Here is a 15,787-nt window from a genome sequence, read left to right as displayed (position 1 = left end):
GGCGGTGGTACGGCGCTCAGGCGCGCGGGCGCTTGGGCTGCGCGTCGCCGGTCGAGCGGGTGGCCGCCCGGCGCTCGGCGCGGGCCGCGAACTCGCGGGCCTGCTCGCGCTCGAAGCTCTGCGCCTGCTTCTGCTGGTCGTACTCGGTGTACGCGTCGACGATCCGGCCGACGAGGCTGTGGCGGACCACGTCCTCGCTGGTCAGCCGGGCGAAGTGGATGTCGTCGATGTCGTCGAGCACCCGGGTCACCAGGCGGAGACCGCTGGAGCCGGCGGGGAGGTCGACCTGGGTGATGTCGCCCGTGATCACCATCTTCGAGCCGAAGCCGAGGCGGGTGAGGAACATCTTCATCTGCTCCGGCGTCGTGTTCTGCGCCTCGTCGAGCACGACGAACGAGGAGTTCAGCGTGCGGCCGCGCATGTAGGCCAGCGGCGCGACCTCGATCGTGCCCGCCGCGAGCAGCTTCGGCACGATCTCCGGGTCCATCATCTCGTTCAGCGCGTCGTAGAGCGGGCGCAGGTACGGGTCGATCTTGTCGGTGAGCGAGCCGGGCAGGTAGCCCAGCCGCTCCCCCGCCTCGACCGCGGGGCGCGTGAGGATGATCCGCTCGACCTCCTTGCGCTGCAGGGACTGCACCGCCTTGGCCATCGCGAGGTAGGTCTTGCCGGTGCCGGCCGGGCCGATGCCGAAGACGATCGTGTTCTGATCGACGGCGTCGACGTACTCGCGCTGCCCCAGGGTCTTCGGGCGGATGCTCTTCCCGCGCGCCGTGAGGATCGCCTGGCCGAACGCGTCCGCGGGACGCACCGGCCCGCCGTTCTCGAGGATGCGCGCGGACTCGCGCACGCCCTCCGGGTCGAGGTCGTGGCCGCCTGCCGTCATGAGCACCAGTTCTTCCACCAGGCGCGCCGCCGCGGCGACGGGGGCGCCCTCGCCGTCGAGGGTCACCTCGTTGCCGCGCACGTGCACCCGGACGTCGGGGAATCGCGATTCGACCGCCCGGATGAGGCGGTCCTGGGGTCCGAGGAGGCGCACCATGGCGATTCCGTCGACGGCGATGACGCGATGGGTCCCGCCGGTGGTCCGGTCCGCGTCGCTCTGCGGGACCGACGGCTCCGTCGAGCCGGTTCGAGTGGGGTTCTGGTCCGCGGAGCGATCGCCCGCGTGATCAACCGGTGGCAAGGGAGCCTTCCGTCAGGTGGCCGCCCAGGACGTGGGCGTGGACGTGGAACACGGTCTGACCGGCCTCTTCGCCGGAGTTGAAGACGAGGCGGAAGTGGCCGTTGCTGTGCGCGTCGGCCAGGGTCTGCGCGACCACGGCCATCTCGGCGAGGAGCTCCGGATCGCCCGCGGCGAGCTCGGCGACGTTCGCGTACTCGGGGGTCTTGGGGAAGATCAGCAGGTGGACGGGCGCCTTCGGCGCGATGTCCCGGATCGCGAGGATCCGCTCGTTCTCGAACACCACGTCGGCGGGGATCTCGCCGCGGACGATGCGCGTGAAGACAGTGGGCTCGGTCATGCATCCATCTTAAACGGGGCGAGGGCGACGACGGGGGCGCGTTCGCCCAGGGCGCGCGGATCGGCGGGGATCACCAGCGGCCGAGACGGGCCGAGAGCACGGCGATCGCGGCCGGGCCGGCGGTGGAGGTGCGCAGGACGGAGTCGCCGAGCGCGACGGCCTCGGCACCCGCGTCGGCGAGGGCGCGCAGCTCCTCCGCCGCGATGCCGCCCTCGGGGCCGACGACGAGCACGAGGTCGCGCCCGTCCGGCTCGATCGCGGTGAGCCGCTCCTCGGCCGAGGGCTCGAGCACGAGCACACGCGCCGTCGCGGCCCGCTCCACGAGCTGGCGGAGGCCGACGACCGCCGACACCTCCGGCACCCGGGCGCGGAGCGACTGCTTGCTCGCCTCGCGGACGATGCTGCGCCAGCGCTCGCGGCCCTTCTCCTCCTTGACGCCCGACCAGCGCGAGACGCTGCGGGCGGCCTGCCACGGCACGACCTCGTCCACGCCGAGCTCGGTCGCCGCCTGGATCGCCAGCTCGTCGCGGTCGCCCTTCGCGAGTGCCTGCACGAGCACGAGGCGCGGGCTCGGCGCGGGCACCTCCTCGACCGACACGACCGCGAGGACGACACGCGACGCCTCCGCGCTCTCGACGACGGCCACGGCGACCCGGCCTCGGCCGTCGCCGATGCGGACGCTCTCGCCCGCGCGGATCCGGCTCACGGTCGCGAGGTGGCGCGCCTCCGCGCCGGAGAGCTCCAGCCGGCCGCCTGCGACGAAGTCCCCGGAGTCGAGCGACTCGTCGATGTAGTGGTGCGCCACGCCTACGCCGGTCAGCCCAGGAAGCGGTCGCGGAGCTTGGAGAACAGCCCCTGCTGGAAGTGCGTAAGAGCCGGCTTCTGCGGCTTGTAGTGCTTGGCGAACTCCTGCACCAGCTCGCGCTCGCGGTGCCCCAGCTTGGTCGGGGTGACCACCTGGATGCCGACGCGGAGGTCGCCGCGGCCGTTGCCGCGCAGCTTGGTGACGCCGCGGCCCTTGATCGTGACGATCTCGGTGCTCTGCGTGCCCGGCTTGACCTCGATCTCGATGTCGCCGTCGAGCGCCGCGAGGGTCGTCGTCGAGCCGAGGATCGCGTCCGTCATCTGCACCTCGAGGGTGCAGAGCAGGTCGTCGCCGTTGCGGCTGAAGATGTCGTGGTGCTTGACCTTGATCTCGAGGTAGAGGTCGCCGCTCGGGCCGCCGGCCGGGCCGACCTCGCCGCTGCCGGGCATCTGCAGGCGCAGGCCCGTGTCGACTCCCGCGGGGACGTCGACGGGGATGGTCCGGCGCGCGCGGACCCGGCCCTGGCCCTGGCAGGTGGAGCACGGAGTGGCGATGACGGTGCCGTAGCCGCGGCAGGTGCCGCAGGGGCTGGCCGTCATCACATTGCCGAGCAGCGAGCGGACGGTGCGCTGGATCTGGCCTGAGCCGTGGCAGATGTCGCAGGTGACCGGCGAGGTGCCCGGCTGGCAGCACGAGCCCTGGCAGGTCTCGCAGAGCACGGCCGTGTCGACCTCGAGGTCGCGGTGAGTGCCGAAGATGACCTCGTCGAGTGATACCTCGACACGCAGCAGCGCGTCCTGGCCGCGCTCCCGGCGCGATCGCGGGCCGCGCGAGGAGCCCTGCGCGCCCTGCCCGAAGAACGTCTCGAAGATGTCGCCGAAGCCGCCGAAGCCCTGCCCGCCACCGCCGGGGAAGCCGTCCTGCGGGCCGCGGTCGTACTGCTGGCGCTGCTGGGCGTCGCTCAGGACGTCGTAGGCGTGCGTGACGAGCTTGAACCGCTCGGACGCGTCCGCACTCGGGTTGACGTCGGGGTGCAGCTCGCGCGCGAGCCGGCGGTACGCCTTCTTGATCTCGTCGGCGGAGGCGTCTCGGTCGACGCCGAGGACTTCGTAGTGATCGGCCACAGGGGGCTTCGTCCTTCGTTCGTGGTCGGTGCGCCGGGCGCGGCGGACCTGTCGGGAGCCGGGGTTCCGGCGAGGGTCTGGAAGCGGGTCATTCCTCGCCGAGGAGGCGGGAGAGGTAGCGGGCGACGGCGCGGACCGCCGCGATGTTGCCGGAGTAGTCCATCCTGATCGGTCCGAGGACCCCCAGGCGCGAGACCTGGCCGCCGGCCGTGTTGTAGCCGCTGGTGAGGACGGAGGTCTCCTGCAGGCCGAACGGCGCGTTCTCGCGGCCGATGCGGACCGAGATGCCGCGCGGGTCCGGCGTCATCTCGGCGAAGAGGCGCAGCAGCTCGACCTGCTCCTCGATCGCCTCGAGAACGGGGTAGATGCTGCCGGAGAAGTCCTCCTCGGTGCGCACCAGGTTCGCGGCGCCCGCCATCACCAGGCGGTCCTGCCGGTTCGCGCCGACCTGCTCGAGCAGCGTCTGCACCACCGGGTCGACGACGGCGCGGCGCTCCGGGCTGAACTGCTCGGTCGCGCTCTGCAGCGTCTCGGCCGCGGCCGCGAGGCCGAGACCGAGGACGGCGGTGTTGAGCTTCGCCCGGATCTCGCCGAGCAGCAGCTCGTCGACGTCCTCGGGCGTCTCGAGCACGCGCTGGTCGACGCGGCCGGTGTCGGTGATCAGCACGGAGAGCAGCCGCCGCGGGGCGAGGGCGACCAGCTCGACGTGACGGATGCGCGCCGCGCCGAAGGAGGGGTACTGCACGAGCGCGACGCTGTTGGTGAGCTGCGAGAGCAGCCGGACCGTCCGCACGAGCACCTCGTCGAGGTCGGGGCTCTGGCCGAGGAAGGTCTCGATCGCCTGCCGCTGCGCCGCGGTCAGCGGGCGCAGGTCGGTCAGCTGGTCGACGAAGAGGCGGTAGCCCTTGTCGGTGGGGACGCGGCCGGAGGAGGTGTGCGGGGCCGCGATCAGCTCCTCCTCCTCGAGCTGCGCCATCTCGTTGCGGATGGTCGCCGCGGAGACGCCGAACGCGTGGCGCTCGACGATCGACTTGGAGCCCACCGGCTCGCGGTTCGCGACGTAGTCCTGCACGATCACGCGCAGGACCTGGAGACCGCGCTCCGTCACCATACGACCGACCTCCCGCCGGACTCCGGGTGCCTCGCGGCACGACCACCTCGGCGCCGTGGCGCCGCGCGGAGCTTGGCACTCCGCGAGATTGAGTGCCAATCATAACCGCGCAGGAGGAAGGAGGGCGGGGCTCGCCCAGGATCCGCCCCGTCGCGACTCGCTCTCTGCCACGATGGACGCCGAGCGCCCGGGGTCGCCCGACGCGCCGATTCCTGAGATGGAGATCACCATGTCGGCCACCCCGCCCCCGCCGCCCGCCTACTCGACGCCCGCCCCGCCGCTGAACCCGGCCGACGAGAAGACCTGGGCGATCGTCACCCACATCACGGGCATCTTCTTCAGCTTCATCCCGTCGCTGATCGTCTACCTCGTCTTCAAGGGCCGCGGGCCCTTCCTCGAGGCGCACGCGAAGACGGCGCTGAACTTCCACCTCACGACCCTGATCGCCTACGTGGCGGGAACGATCCTGAGCTTCGTGCTCGTCGGCTTCATCGTCTTCCTCGTCGTGCCGATCCTCGTGATCGTCTTCGCGATCATCGCCTCGGTGCGCGCCAGCGCCGGCGAGTACTACACGTACCCGCTGAGCATCCCCTTCTTCAAGTAGGACGCCGCGGCGGCCCGCCTCGCTCATCGGCCGACCGCCGCTTCCATGCTGGTCGAGTAGCCGCCGCAGGCGGCGTATCGAGACCCACGTCCCTCGGAGGGCGGATCTCGATACGCCCGCTCTGCGGGCTACTCGATCAGCATGAAGAGGAGCAGCCGCCGCAGGCGGGGCCACATGCTGGTCGAGCAGCCGCCGCAGGCGGTGTATCGAGACCCACGTCCATCCAACGGCGGATCTCGATACGCCCGCTCCGCGGGCTACTCGATCAGCATGGAGCGGTCCGGCTCAGCCGTCCGTCAGGCGGCGGACGACCGCGTCGGCCAGCAGCCGGCCGTGCAGCGTCAGCACGAGGCGCCCGCGGAGGGCCGCCCGGCCGTCGACGAGGCCGTCGGCGATCAGCCCCGCGACCTCGCGGCGCCGCTCCGGGTCGATCGCGTCGATCGGCAGCCCGTCCGCCAGGCGCGAGCGCAGCAGCACGTCCTCCACCCGGCGGGTCGCGGCGTCGAGCGTCTCCCGTCCGGCGGCCGGCGAGGAGCCGGAGTGCAGCCGCTCGGCGTAGGCCGCCGGGTGCTTCACGTTCCACCAGCGCACCCCGCCGACGTGGCTGTGGGCACCGGGCCCGACGCCCCACCAGTCGTGCCCCAGCCAGTAGGACAGGTTGTGCCGCGACCGATGCGCGTCGTCGCGCGCCCAGTTGCTCACCTCGTACCAGGAGTAGCCGGCCGCAGCGAGCCGAGCATCCGCCAGCTCGTACATGTCCGCGGTCAGGTCGTCGTCCGGAGTCGCCACCTCGCCGCGGCGGATCTGCCGCGCCAGCTTCGTCCCGTCCTCGACGATCAGCGCGTACGCCGAGAGGTGGTCGGGCCGGTTGGCCAGTGCCGAGTCGAGCGAGCGCTCCCAGTCCGCCAGCGACTCCCCCGGCGTCCCGTAGATCAGGTCGAGGCTGACCTGCAGCCCCGCCTCGCGCGCCCACTCGACGACGAGCGGCACTCGCTCGGGATCGTGGGTGCGCTCGAGCGTCGCGAGGACGTGCGGCACGGCCGACTGCATCCCGAAGCTGACCCGGGTGAACCCGGCGTCGGCCAGCTCGCGGAGGTAGGCGGCGTCGACCGAGTCCGGGTTCGCCTCCGTGGTGATCTCGGCGCCGTCGGCGATGCCGAAGTGACGCCGGAGCCCGTCGAGCATGCGCACCAGATCGCGGGCCGGCAGCAGCGTCGGAGTCCCGCCGCCGAAGAACACGGTCGCCGCGGGACGCCTCGGCAGCCCGGCGCTCGCGAGCACACCCTCGCCGAGCGCCATCTCGACGATCGCCTCGTCGGCGTAGTCCTGCTGCTTCGCGCCGCGCAGCTCGGTCGCGGTGTAGGTGTTGAAGTCGCAGTAGCCGCAGCGCACCCGGCAGAACGGGACGTGCACGTACAGCCCGAGGTCGCGGGTCTCCACGCCGTCGGCGACGGAGGCCGGCAGGAGTCCGTCGAGCGGGGCCGGGTCGGCGAGCGGGAGGGCGCTGCCCACGTCAGCTGACGCGCGCCGGCAGCAGCGCGCGCAGGTACTTCTTGACCTGCCGCTTCTGCACGACCCGGAGGACGGGGGTGCCGAGGCGGTAGAGAGCGGTGGAGGGCCGCGAGAACACGCGGATGACGAGCCAGACGGAGTCGTCGGCGCGCTTCTCGACCACGAAGGACTCCTCGCCGCTCTCCGGGTGGCCCTCGAGGGTGCCGTAGGCGAAGCCGACCTGATCGGGCTCGTCCACGACGTAGACGACACGCACGGGAGCGTTCACCGTCCGGCCGAGCAGCGTGATCTTGAGCACGGCCGTCACGCCGGCGGTGATGTACGGCGTCCCGTCCGCCGAGAACTGCTCCTCGGTCGGGCGGCTGGCGAGGTCGATCGGCGTGCCGGCGGAGTCGAAGTTGACACCCGTGTACTGCACGCCGCTGCCGGCGGTGATGTCGGTGACGGCGATGCCGCTGCCGCGCTGCACGCCCCACGTCATCAGCGACGCGGTCGTGATCGCGAAGCGCTCGGCCCCCGAGCCCAGGCGCGCCTCGAACCGCTCGGCGGTGAAGCCGTCCGGCGGGTACTCGAGCAGGTCCGGCGCGAGCGTGCCGCCGACCGCCGCGTAGGTGACCTGCGGCTGCCCCTCGAAGCTCGAGCGCCGGACGCTCACTTCTTGTCCTTCGTCTCGACGTCACCACTCAGGGCGGCGATGAACGCCTCCTGCGGGACCTCGACGCGGCCGACCATCTTCATGCGCTTCTTGCCCTCCTTCTGCTTCTCGAGCAGTTTGCGCTTGCGGGTGATGTCACCGCCATAGCACTTGGCGAGGACGTCCTTCCGCATCGCGCTGATCGACTCGCGCGCGATGATGCGGGCGCCGATCGCGGCCTGGATGGGCACCTCGAACTGCTGGCGCGGGATCAGCTTGCGCAGCCGCCCCGTCATCAGCACGCCGTAGGCGTAGGCCTTGTCGCGGTGGACGATCGCGCTGAACGCGTCGACCTGCTCGCCCTGCAGCAGGATGTCGACCTTCACCAGGTCGGCCTCCTGGTCGCCGGCGGGCTCGTAGTCGAGCGAGGCGTAGCCGGCCGTCTTCGACTTGAGGTTGTCGAAGAAGTCGAAGACGATCTCGCCGAGAGGCATGTGGTAGCGGATCTCGACGCGGTCCTCGCCGAGGTACTCCATGCCGATCAGCGTGCCGCGGCGGCTCTGGCAGAGCTCCATGATCGTGCCGACGTAGTCCTTCGGCGCGAGGATCGCGGCCCGGACGATCGGCTCGGTGACGCTGGCGATCTTGCCGACCGGGAACTCGCTCGGGTTGGTGACCGTGACGGTGCTCTTGTCGTCGGTGGTCACCTCGTAGATGACGGACGGCGCCGTGGTGATCAGGTCGAGGCCGAACTCGCGGTCGAGCCGCTCGGTGACGATCTCGAGGTGCAGCAGGCCGAGGAAGCCGCAGCGGAAGCCGAAGCCGAGCGCGACCGAGGTCTCGGGCTCGTAGACGAGCGCCGCGTCGGAGAGCTTGAGCTTGTCCAGTGCCTCGCGGAGGTCGGGGTAGTCGCTGCCGTCGATCGGGTAGAGACCGGAGAACACCATCGGCAGCGGCTCGGTGTAGCCGGGCAGCGCCTCGGTGGCGGGCTTGGACGCGGTGGTGACGGTGTCGCCGACCTTCGACTGGCGGACGTCCTTCACGCCGGTGATCAGGTAGCCGACCTCGCCGACGCCGAGGCCCTTGGTGGAGACCGGCTCGGGGCTGGAGACGCCGATCTCGAGGATCTCGTGAGTGGCACGCGTCGACATCATCTGGATCTTCTCGCGCGGCGAGAGCTGACCGTCGATCATCCGGACGTAGGTGACGACGCCGCGGTAGGAGTCGTAGACGGAGTCGAAGATCATCGCGCGAGCGGGAGCGTTCCTGTCGCCGACCGGCGCGGGCACCAGCTCGGTGACGCGGTCGAGCAGCGCCTCGACGCCGACGCCGGTCTTGCCGGAGACGCGGAGGACGTCGGCCGGGTCGCCGCCGATGAGGCTCGCGAGCTCGGCCGCGTACTTCTCCGGGTCGGCGGCGGGGAGGTCGATCTTGTTGAGGACCGGGATGATCGCCAGGTCGTTCTCGAGCGCGAGGTAGAGGTTCGCGAGGGTCTGCGCCTCGATGCCCTGCGCGGCGTCGACCAGCAGGATCGCGCCCTCGCAGGCGGCGAGCGAGCGGCTGACCTCGTAGGAGAAGTCGACGTGACCGGGGGTGTCGATCATGTTGAGCGCGAAGGTCTGTCCGTCGCGCTCCCAGGGCATGCGCACGGCCTGCGACTTGATCGTGATGCCGCGCTCGCGCTCGATGTCCATCCGATCGAGGTACTGCGCACGCATCGCGCGGTCCTCGACCACGCCCGTGATGCCGAGCATGCGATCGGCGAGGGTGGACTTGCCGTGATCGATGTGGGCGATGATGCAGAAGTTGCGGATGGACGCCGGATCGGTCGCGGCGGGCTCGAGCCCGAGGTGTGCACGTGGAGACATCGTGCGTCCAGTGTCCCACGGCCGGGGTGCGGCGGCGGGCGAGGGGCCGGGACCGGCCGGATGCGGTGCAGAACGTCAGCTGTGGAGGGGACTCGTCGCCGATCGGCGACGAGCGCGGCTCTCCGCTGATGTTCTGCGGGCAGTCCTCTCTAGAGGTCGAGTCCGTAGGTGCGCGTGGGCTCGATCCCGGGCGGGTTCTCGCGCTCGGGGAGCCGGACGAAGCCCATGCTCTCGTAGAGGGCGTGCGCGGCCAGCATGTCGGTGCCGCTGTTCATGACCACGCGCCGGAGTCCCCGCTCGACCGCGAGCATGACCACGAACTCGGTGAGCAGGCGGCCCAGCCCGCGACCGCGCGCCTCCGGAGCGACCGCCAGCAGCCGCCAGTCGAGCTCGCCCGGGCGGCCGAGGGAGTACAGGGTGGCGCCGGGAGCCGCGGTGGTGACGGTCGCGAGGATCGCGCCGGCCTCCTCCGCGACCCAGACCTCGCCCTCGCGGTCGTGCCGGGCGACGTCGGCGACGTCCGCCGCGTACTCCTCCCCCAGCTCGTAGTCGTGGGCGTACGCGGCGAGGCGCAGTCGGGAGACCTCGGCGTACTCCTCCGGGCGCACCCGGCGGACCAGGACGTCGTCGGCGCTCATGCGCTCGCCGCCGCGATCGGGGCCGGCAGGGCGCGCAGCCCGTGCTCGAGGTCGGCGGGGTCGGCGGCGAGGCAGACGCGGATCCAGCCCTCACCGGTGCGCCCGAAGGCACTGCCCGGCGCGACGGCGACGAGGGTCTCGAGCAGGAAGGCCTCGGCCCAGGAGGCGACGTCGCCGTCGCTCGCGTGCGAGACGTCGATCCAGAGGTAGAAGGCGCCCTCCGGCTCGCGGAAGCGGATGCCGCGCTCGTCGAGCAGTGCCGTCGCGAGTCGCAGGTTGGCGAGGTAGTGCGCGGAGGCGTCGGCGACCGCGTCCTGCGGTCCGGTCAGCGCCGCGAGGGCCGCGCGCTGGTCGGGCGTCGCGACGCAGCTGATCGACGCCTCCTGGACGGTGACCATCGTCGAGGTCAGGCCGGGCGGGGTGACCAGGTAGCCGACGCGGACGCCGGTCATCGCGTAGGTCTTCGAGAGCGAGAAGACGCTGAAGACGCGGTCGTCGTCGTGGCCGGCCTCCTGCGCGAGCGCGGCGAGGCTCACGTGCGGGCGGCCGTAGGTGAAGCACTCGTAGACCTCGTCGCTGATGATCCAGAGGTCGTGGCGGCGCGCGAAGTCCAGCAGCCGCTCGAGCATCGGCCGCGGCAGGACGATGCCGAGCGGGTTCGACGGGCTGTTCACGATGATCGCGCGGGTGCGGTCGGTGACGATCCGCTCGAGCTCGTCGAGATCGGGGAGGAAGCCGTTCTCGGCACGCAGCGTGTAGGGCACCGGGACGGCGCCGATCATCCGCGCGTTCATCGTGAAGGTGGTGTAGCCGGGGTCGGGCAGGAGCACCTCGTCGCCCGGGCCGAGCGTCAGCGTCATCGCCTGGTAGAGCGCCTGCGTGGCGCCGACCGTCACCCAGACCTGCTCGACGTCGGCGCGGAACCCGTTGTCGCGAACGAGCTTGTCGACGATCGCGCGCCGCAGCTCCATCAGGCCGCCGTTCGGGCCGTAGCCGGTGTCGTCCGCAGCCCAGGCGGCGCGGGCCGCCTCGATGATGTGCGGTGCGACGGCGACGTCGGGCTCCCCCACGGCGAGCAGCGTCACGCCGTCCAGGCGGAGGGCGATCTCGAACAGCCGGCGGATGCCCGAGGGCGGAACGGCGGGGATGTGATCGGCGAGTCGGGGCATCGCTGGTCAGGCTACTGGCGGGCTCCTCCCGCGAGATGCCACTTGCGTACGCCTCGCGCGGCGTGTCGCGTGCACAAGTGGCATCTCGCGGGAGGGGACGGGGCGTGGGCGGCGGGCGCGGCGCGGTTGAAGGGTGGCGGCGGGTGCGCTAAAGTTCCTTGTTGGCTTGCGCTCCACCATTGGCGTGTGTGGAGTGATTCAGAAGCCGGCGACCTCCAGTCGCACCGGGATGGCGTTTCCACGCCACCGGAAGGGGCACTCCGTCGAGTAGCCGGCTGCACACACATCCGAGAAGAAGGTAATAGACGTGGCAAACATCAAGTCGCAGATCAAGCGCAACCTCACCAACAAGAAGGCGAACGAGCGCAACAAGGCCGTCAAGAGCGAGCTGAAGACCGCCGTCCGCGCGGTGCACTCCGCCATCGCCGCCGGCGACACCGAGAAGGCCGCCACCGCGCTCGCCTTCGCCGCCAAGAAGCTCGACAAGGCCTCGAGCAAGGGCGTCATCCACAAGAACCAGGCCGCGAACCGCAAGTCGGCCATCGCGAAGCAGGTCGCCGCGCTCTGAGCCTCTGGGCTCACGGCAACGACGAAGGGTCCGGCCTCTGGCCGGGCCCTTCGTCGTTGCCGTGAGCCGTCGACGGACTCCTCGTTCCTCGTCGTCCGTCGCGCGGTCGGCTTCCCGGCGTGGTCGCGCTGGGAGGAGCGGGTCGCGATCCGGCTACGACGATTCGCTGGCACGCGAATCGCCTGTTCGCCTGCGAGGCCGCGGCTCCAGCACCACCGGCGCCGGCTCGCCAGGACACCGCGCAGCGCGAGCCCGCATGACCTCATGCTGGTCGAGTCGCCCCACAGGCGACCACATGCTGGTCGAGTGGCCCCGCGGGCGACCACATGCTGGTTGATGAGCCTGGAGGCGACCACATGCTGGTCGAGTAGCCCCGCAGGGGCGTATCGAGACCCACCACCGCAAGGACGTCCGGTAGCGTCGCAACAACGGACCGTTCTCGCTGGAGCTGCCCGCGCGCGATCGGGGGATCATGACCAGCACGGAGACGGTGAAGCCGCTGAGCCAGGACAGGGCGATCCTCCTCGGACTGCTCGGGATGATCGTCGTGCCGACCGCGATCGTGGGTGGGACGAACTCCTGGACGGAGCCCGAGGCTGCGGACTGGGTCAGGATGGCCCTCGGCTCGGTGATCGCCGCGCTCGTCTCCGTCGTCGCGGCCTGGTGGCTCGCCTTCGACCGCCGTCGCGCGCATGCTCCCGGCCGCACCTGGTTCTGGGGCGTCGCCTGCGTCGTCACGCTCGTCGCCGTCTCGACGATCTCCTCCGCCGCGGATCGACTCACCCGGTTGATCGAGGCGGGCTGACGGTGGCCGCACCGCTCGACGCCACGACCTCTCCCGCCCGACCGCGGACCTCCGAGAGCCGGGCGCGGATCGGCTTCTGGACCGTGGCCTGCCTCGGCGTCCCCGCCGCGCTCTTCTCCTGGTGCTGGTTCGGCTTCGCGATGGCCAAGGCGCAGTCGGAGCAGGGCAAGGCCCTCGCCGCGGGGACGACGATGGCGGGCTTCGGGGAGACCGTCGGAGGAATACCGGTCGCCGTCGCGCACGTCGTCGGGCTGATCGTGCTCCTCGTTCTCGCACACAGGGCCTATCCGGGATCGGCGCTGGTCATCGCCGGCACGGCGGTGATCGTCGCGTCGGTCATCGGGCTCGGCGGCGCGCAGCTGCTCTTCGGCGGAGCCGTCTTCCACTTCGACCCAGAGAACCGGCAGACCTACATCCCCTGAGAATCCGGCGGTGCTGACGGGTCGGATCTCGATACGCCCGCTCCGCGGGCTACTCGATCAGCATGATTCTGCACGGCGGGCCCGGCACATGCGTGCTGGTCGAAGGAGCCCGCGTCGCGGGCCGGGCACGTGCATGCTGGTCGAGTAGCCCCGCAGGGGCGTATCGAGACCCACCGCCCCCGGCAGGAGAAGTGCCGAGCGTCAGACCCCGCGCGCCGAGATGACCGACACCATGCGCTCGAGCGCGAAGACCGGGTCGCGGGTCGCGCCCTTCACGTTCGCGTCCGCCTCCGCGACGGTCAGGATCGCCGTGCCCAGGCCTTCGCCGGTCCAGCCCGCCAGATCGCGGCGAGCGCGGTCCACCTGCCACGGCGCGAGGCCCAGCCGCGAGGCGATCTGACCGGACCCCTCGCGGGACCCGGCGACCTTCGCCATCGTGCGCAGCTTGCTCGCGAACGCCGCGACGATCGGCACCGGATCCGCACCCGATGCCAGCGCGTGCCGGAGCCCCAGGAGCGCCTCCCCGTGCCGGCCGGCGATCGCGGCATCGGCGACCGTGAACGCGGTGGTCTCGACCCGACCGCCGTAGTACTTCGCGACCGTCGCCTCGGTGATGTCACCGGTGACATCGGAGACGAGCTGCTGGCAGGCCGAGGCGAGCTCGTCCAGGTCGTCCGAGAACGCCGACACCAGCGCCCGCACCGCACCGGTGGTCGCCGTGCGCCCCGCCGTGCGGAACTCGGCGATCGCGAAGTCGACCTTGTCGCTCTCCCGTTTGAGCTCGGCGCAGACGATCTCGATGCCGCCGCCGGTGCCCGAGCGGATCGCGTCGAGCAGCTTCTTGCCGCGGTTCCCACCGCCGTGCCGCAGCACGACCGTCGCGCCGTCCGCGGGCTGGGCGAGGTACTCGATCATCTCGACGAGGAACGCGTCGGAGCACTTCTCGACGTTGGAGACGCGCAGCAGCCGCGGCTCGTCGAACAGCGACGGGCTCGCCAGCGTCAGCAGCTCCCCCGGCGCGTAGCCGCCGGCGTCGATGTCGTTGACCTCGAGACTCGGGTCCTCGGCGCGCAGGAACTCTCGGAGGAACCGCAGTGCCCGGTCGGCGAGGAACTGCTCGGGACCGGTGATCAGCACGATCGGAGCGGGTCGGGTCTGGTTCCACGCGAGCTGCGGGATCGCCGCCTTCGAGGGGGCCGCCTTGCCGCGCGCCGGGGCTCTGCCTGCCATGCCGTCGTCCTTCCGTGACCCTCGATTCTACGAGTCCGGGGACACCCGCTGGAGAAGCGAGGAGAGGTCGTGCCGTCAGGACGGGCCGCGCCGTCGCTGCTTCTCCAGGTACTTCCGTCGATATCTGCGGGAGTCGGAGAAGGCGCCGATCCCCGTTCCGATCAGCGCGACCGCGGAGAGGACGATCCACCACGGCGGCTGGTGCGGCACCGCGGCCAGGAACAGGAGGACTGCCATGTGGGCGAACATGACCAGAGGGATCGAGACGCCCGGTTGATCCTTCCGGAGTTCGGGTCGTTCCTTCCGAGTCACGCCGGCTCCTTCTCCTCGTCACGCCACGTCGATCCCGTATCCAAGCAGTCGGCGACGTCCACGACCGATCCGCGGCGCCAGGCTGTGCACTCCGGCGCAAGACACCCGCGGATCGGGTTCCGGCAGCACCGTGCTCCCCGGCGACGGGCGACCCTCGGCCGAGCACGGGCGTGATTCCTCCTCCCTGCTCGTTCGAAGCGGCCACCGGGGCGGCGGCTCCGCTCGTCCAGACGACGACCCCCTCCGGTCGCGAGGAGAGCAGCACCGTTCCCTCCCGGTCGGTCCGCAGGGCGCGGGTGCCGCGCTCGGCCAGCAGCGCGAGCAGCGACGGCGTCGGATGGCCGTAGGTGTTGTCCGCGCCGACCGAGACGAGGCCGATGCGGGCACCGAGGGCGTCGTAGAGGGCCGGCGACTGGTCGGCGGAGCCGTGGTGCGCCACCTTCACGACGTCGACGCGCCCCGGATCCAGGCGCGCGAGCCGCCCCTGCTCCTCGGCACCGAGGTCGCCGAGCATCGCCAGCGAGAGCGGACCGCCGGTCTCGTCCGCGGCGATGTCGATCCGCAGGGTCACGCTCGCCTCGTTGCCGCGGAGGGTCGTCCCTCGCTCCGGCCACACGACCCGCCAGCGCAGCGAGCCGACCGAGCCGCTGTCGCCGCGCGCCGCCTCCCGCACCGCTGCCCCGCCGGACACGAGGTCGGCGCGATCGCGGGTGTCACCCTCGTCCGCCACCGGGCCGACGAGCGCCTCGTCGACGCGACCGACCACGGCCGCCAGGCCGCCGACGTGGTCGAGGTCGTAGTGGGTGAGCAGCAGCAGCGCGAGGCGGTCGATGCCGAGCAGGTCGAGGCACGCGTCGAGCCGCTCCGGCAACGGCCCGGTGTCGACGAGGATCACCCCGGCGTCGCCGCGGACCAGCACCGCGTCGCCCTGCCCGATGTCGCACATCGCCACCCGCCAGTCGGAGGGGACGGCTCCGGAGCGCAGCAGCGGCGTCGCCACGCTCGACGCTCCCCCGACGACCAGCGCCCCGGCGAGCACGGTCGCCGCGACCTGTCGCGCCCGCGTGAGGCGACGCGAACGGGTGACGAGCAGCAGGGCGAGCACGGTAAGTACCGTGAGCGCCAGCATCCCGCCGAGCCCGGGCAGCCAGGCGATCCGCGGCGACGGCCAGGTGGCGACGGCGCGCGCGATCGAGGCGATCCACCACGCCGGCACGGCCGCGAGACGGATCGCGACGTCGGCGCCGCCCGGCCACCACGGCGCCAGGAGGCAGCCGATCAGTCCGAGTCCGGTGGCCACCGGGGCCGCCGGCTCGGCGAGCAGGTTCGCCAGCACCCCGTAGACCGGGATCGACGGGTCGATCAGCAGGACCGCGGGCTGACAGGCCAGCTGGGCCGCTAGCGGGACCGCGACCACCAGCGCGAGCGGACGCGGCAGCACGTCGCCGAGCCGGTCCGCGATCGG

At 71.7% G+C, this 15,787-nt stretch carries 17 protein-coding genes; 5 read left to right on the top strand and 12 right to left on the bottom strand.

Features of this window, described 5'->3' with window-relative positions:
- Positions 1 to 16 precede the first annotated feature (16 nt).
- The 5 genes from EDF35_RS08375 to hrcA all read right to left on the bottom strand — a co-directional run bounded on the left by EDF35_RS08375 (position 17) and on the right by hrcA (position 4,560).
- A complete protein-coding gene (locus tag EDF35_RS08375; RefSeq protein ID WP_123445998.1) occupies positions 17 to 1,039 on the bottom strand; it encodes a PhoH family protein in 1,023 nt (340 codons plus the stop codon).
- A 130-nt stretch (positions 1,040 to 1,169) separates the two neighbouring features.
- On the bottom strand, positions 1,170 to 1,520 hold the full coding sequence (locus EDF35_RS08370; protein WP_133961805.1) for a histidine triad nucleotide-binding protein: 351 nt from the start codon (positions 1,518 to 1,520) through the stop codon (positions 1,170 to 1,172).
- Positions 1,521 to 1,590: 70 nt separating this feature from the next.
- Complete coding sequence (locus EDF35_RS08365) at positions 1,591 to 2,325, bottom strand: 16S rRNA (uracil(1498)-N(3))-methyltransferase (protein WP_133961803.1); 735 nt, start codon at positions 2,323 to 2,325, stop codon at positions 1,591 to 1,593.
- Between the two features lie 11 nt (positions 2,326 to 2,336).
- Positions 2,337 to 3,449 carry a molecular chaperone DnaJ gene (gene dnaJ / locus EDF35_RS08360; RefSeq protein ID WP_123445619.1) on the bottom strand — a complete coding sequence of 371 codons (1,113 nt, stop codon included), beginning with the start codon at positions 3,447 to 3,449 and terminating at the stop codon, positions 2,337 to 2,339.
- A gap of 88 nt (positions 3,450 to 3,537) precedes the next feature.
- A complete protein-coding gene (hrcA, locus tag EDF35_RS08355) occupies positions 3,538 to 4,560 on the bottom strand; it encodes a heat-inducible transcriptional repressor HrcA (RefSeq protein ID WP_123445618.1) in 1,023 nt (340 codons plus the stop codon).
- Between the two features lie 229 nt (positions 4,561 to 4,789).
- Between hrcA and EDF35_RS08350 the strand changes: the two genes are divergently transcribed.
- Positions 4,790 to 5,164, top strand: a complete 375-nt coding sequence (locus EDF35_RS08350; protein WP_123445997.1) for a DUF4870 domain-containing protein — start codon at positions 4,790 to 4,792, stop codon at positions 5,162 to 5,164.
- 285 nt (positions 5,165 to 5,449) lie between these two features.
- Here EDF35_RS08350 and hemW read toward each other — a convergent pair whose 3' ends face one another.
- The 5 genes from hemW to EDF35_RS08325 form a co-directional block, all read right to left on the bottom strand.
- Entirely contained in the window at positions 5,450 to 6,676 is a 1,227-nt protein-coding gene (gene hemW / locus EDF35_RS08345; RefSeq protein ID WP_133961801.1) for a radical SAM family heme chaperone HemW, read from the bottom strand.
- A 1-nt stretch (position 6,677) separates the two neighbouring features.
- Positions 6,678 to 7,331: a DUF1990 domain-containing protein gene (locus EDF35_RS08340; RefSeq protein ID WP_123445616.1), complete on the bottom strand. Its 654-nt coding sequence runs from the start codon at positions 7,329 to 7,331 to the stop codon at positions 6,678 to 6,680.
- Positions 7,328 to 9,178: a translation elongation factor 4 gene (gene lepA, locus EDF35_RS08335; RefSeq protein WP_133961799.1), complete on the bottom strand. Its 1,851-nt coding sequence runs from the start codon at positions 9,176 to 9,178 to the stop codon at positions 7,328 to 7,330. The genes EDF35_RS08340 and lepA overlap by 4 nt, the downstream gene beginning before the upstream one ends.
- Before the next feature lie 149 nt (positions 9,179 to 9,327).
- Positions 9,328 to 9,816, bottom strand: a complete 489-nt coding sequence (locus EDF35_RS08330; protein ID WP_133961797.1) for a GNAT family N-acetyltransferase — start codon at positions 9,814 to 9,816, stop codon at positions 9,328 to 9,330.
- Entirely contained in the window at positions 9,813 to 10,985 is a 1,173-nt protein-coding gene (locus EDF35_RS08325; RefSeq protein ID WP_133961795.1) for an aminotransferase class I/II-fold pyridoxal phosphate-dependent enzyme, read from the bottom strand. The genes EDF35_RS08330 and EDF35_RS08325 overlap by 4 nt, the downstream gene beginning before the upstream one ends.
- Positions 10,986 to 11,292: 307 nt before the next feature.
- Between EDF35_RS08325 and rpsT the strand changes: the two genes are divergently transcribed.
- The 3 genes from rpsT (at position 11,293) to EDF35_RS08310 (ending at position 12,780) form a co-directional block, all read left to right on the top strand.
- The gene (rpsT, locus tag EDF35_RS08320) at positions 11,293 to 11,553 is read left to right on the top strand and encodes a 30S ribosomal protein S20 (protein WP_123445612.1); all 261 of its coding nucleotides are present in this window, start codon (positions 11,293 to 11,295) and stop codon (positions 11,551 to 11,553) included.
- Between the two features lie 472 nt (positions 11,554 to 12,025).
- A complete protein-coding gene (locus EDF35_RS08315; RefSeq protein WP_133961793.1) occupies positions 12,026 to 12,358 on the top strand; it encodes a hypothetical protein in 333 nt (110 codons plus the stop codon).
- Between the two features lie 2 nt (positions 12,359 to 12,360).
- The gene (locus tag EDF35_RS08310; RefSeq protein ID WP_133961791.1) at positions 12,361 to 12,780 is read left to right on the top strand and encodes a hypothetical protein; all 420 of its coding nucleotides are present in this window, start codon (positions 12,361 to 12,363) and stop codon (positions 12,778 to 12,780) included.
- Between the two features lie 201 nt (positions 12,781 to 12,981).
- Here the strand turns inward: EDF35_RS08310 and holA are convergent, their stop codons facing one another.
- Entirely contained in the window at positions 12,982 to 14,010 is a 1,029-nt protein-coding gene (gene holA / locus EDF35_RS08305; protein ID WP_133961790.1) for a DNA polymerase III subunit delta, read from the bottom strand.
- A 75-nt stretch (positions 14,011 to 14,085) separates the two neighbouring features.
- Positions 14,086 to 14,247, bottom strand: coding sequence for a hypothetical protein (locus EDF35_RS20765; RefSeq protein ID WP_166674049.1), 162 nt, complete (start codon positions 14,245 to 14,247; stop codon positions 14,086 to 14,088).
- Between the two features lie 412 nt (positions 14,248 to 14,659).
- On the opposite strand from EDF35_RS20765, the gene EDF35_RS21180 reads away from it, so the two are divergent.
- Positions 14,660 to 15,724 (top strand): hypothetical protein, encoded by a 1,065-nt coding sequence (locus EDF35_RS21180; RefSeq protein ID WP_243839905.1) that lies wholly within the window; start codon positions 14,660 to 14,662, stop codon positions 15,722 to 15,724.
- The last annotated feature ends 63 nt before the right edge of the window (positions 15,725 to 15,787 follow it).

Source organism: Rathayibacter sp. PhB151 (assembly GCF_004366415.1).
In the GTDB taxonomy this organism is placed as follows: domain Bacteria; phylum Actinomycetota; class Actinomycetes; order Actinomycetales; family Microbacteriaceae; genus Rathayibacter; species Rathayibacter festucae.
This window is presented reverse-complemented; position numbering and strand designations above follow the sequence as displayed.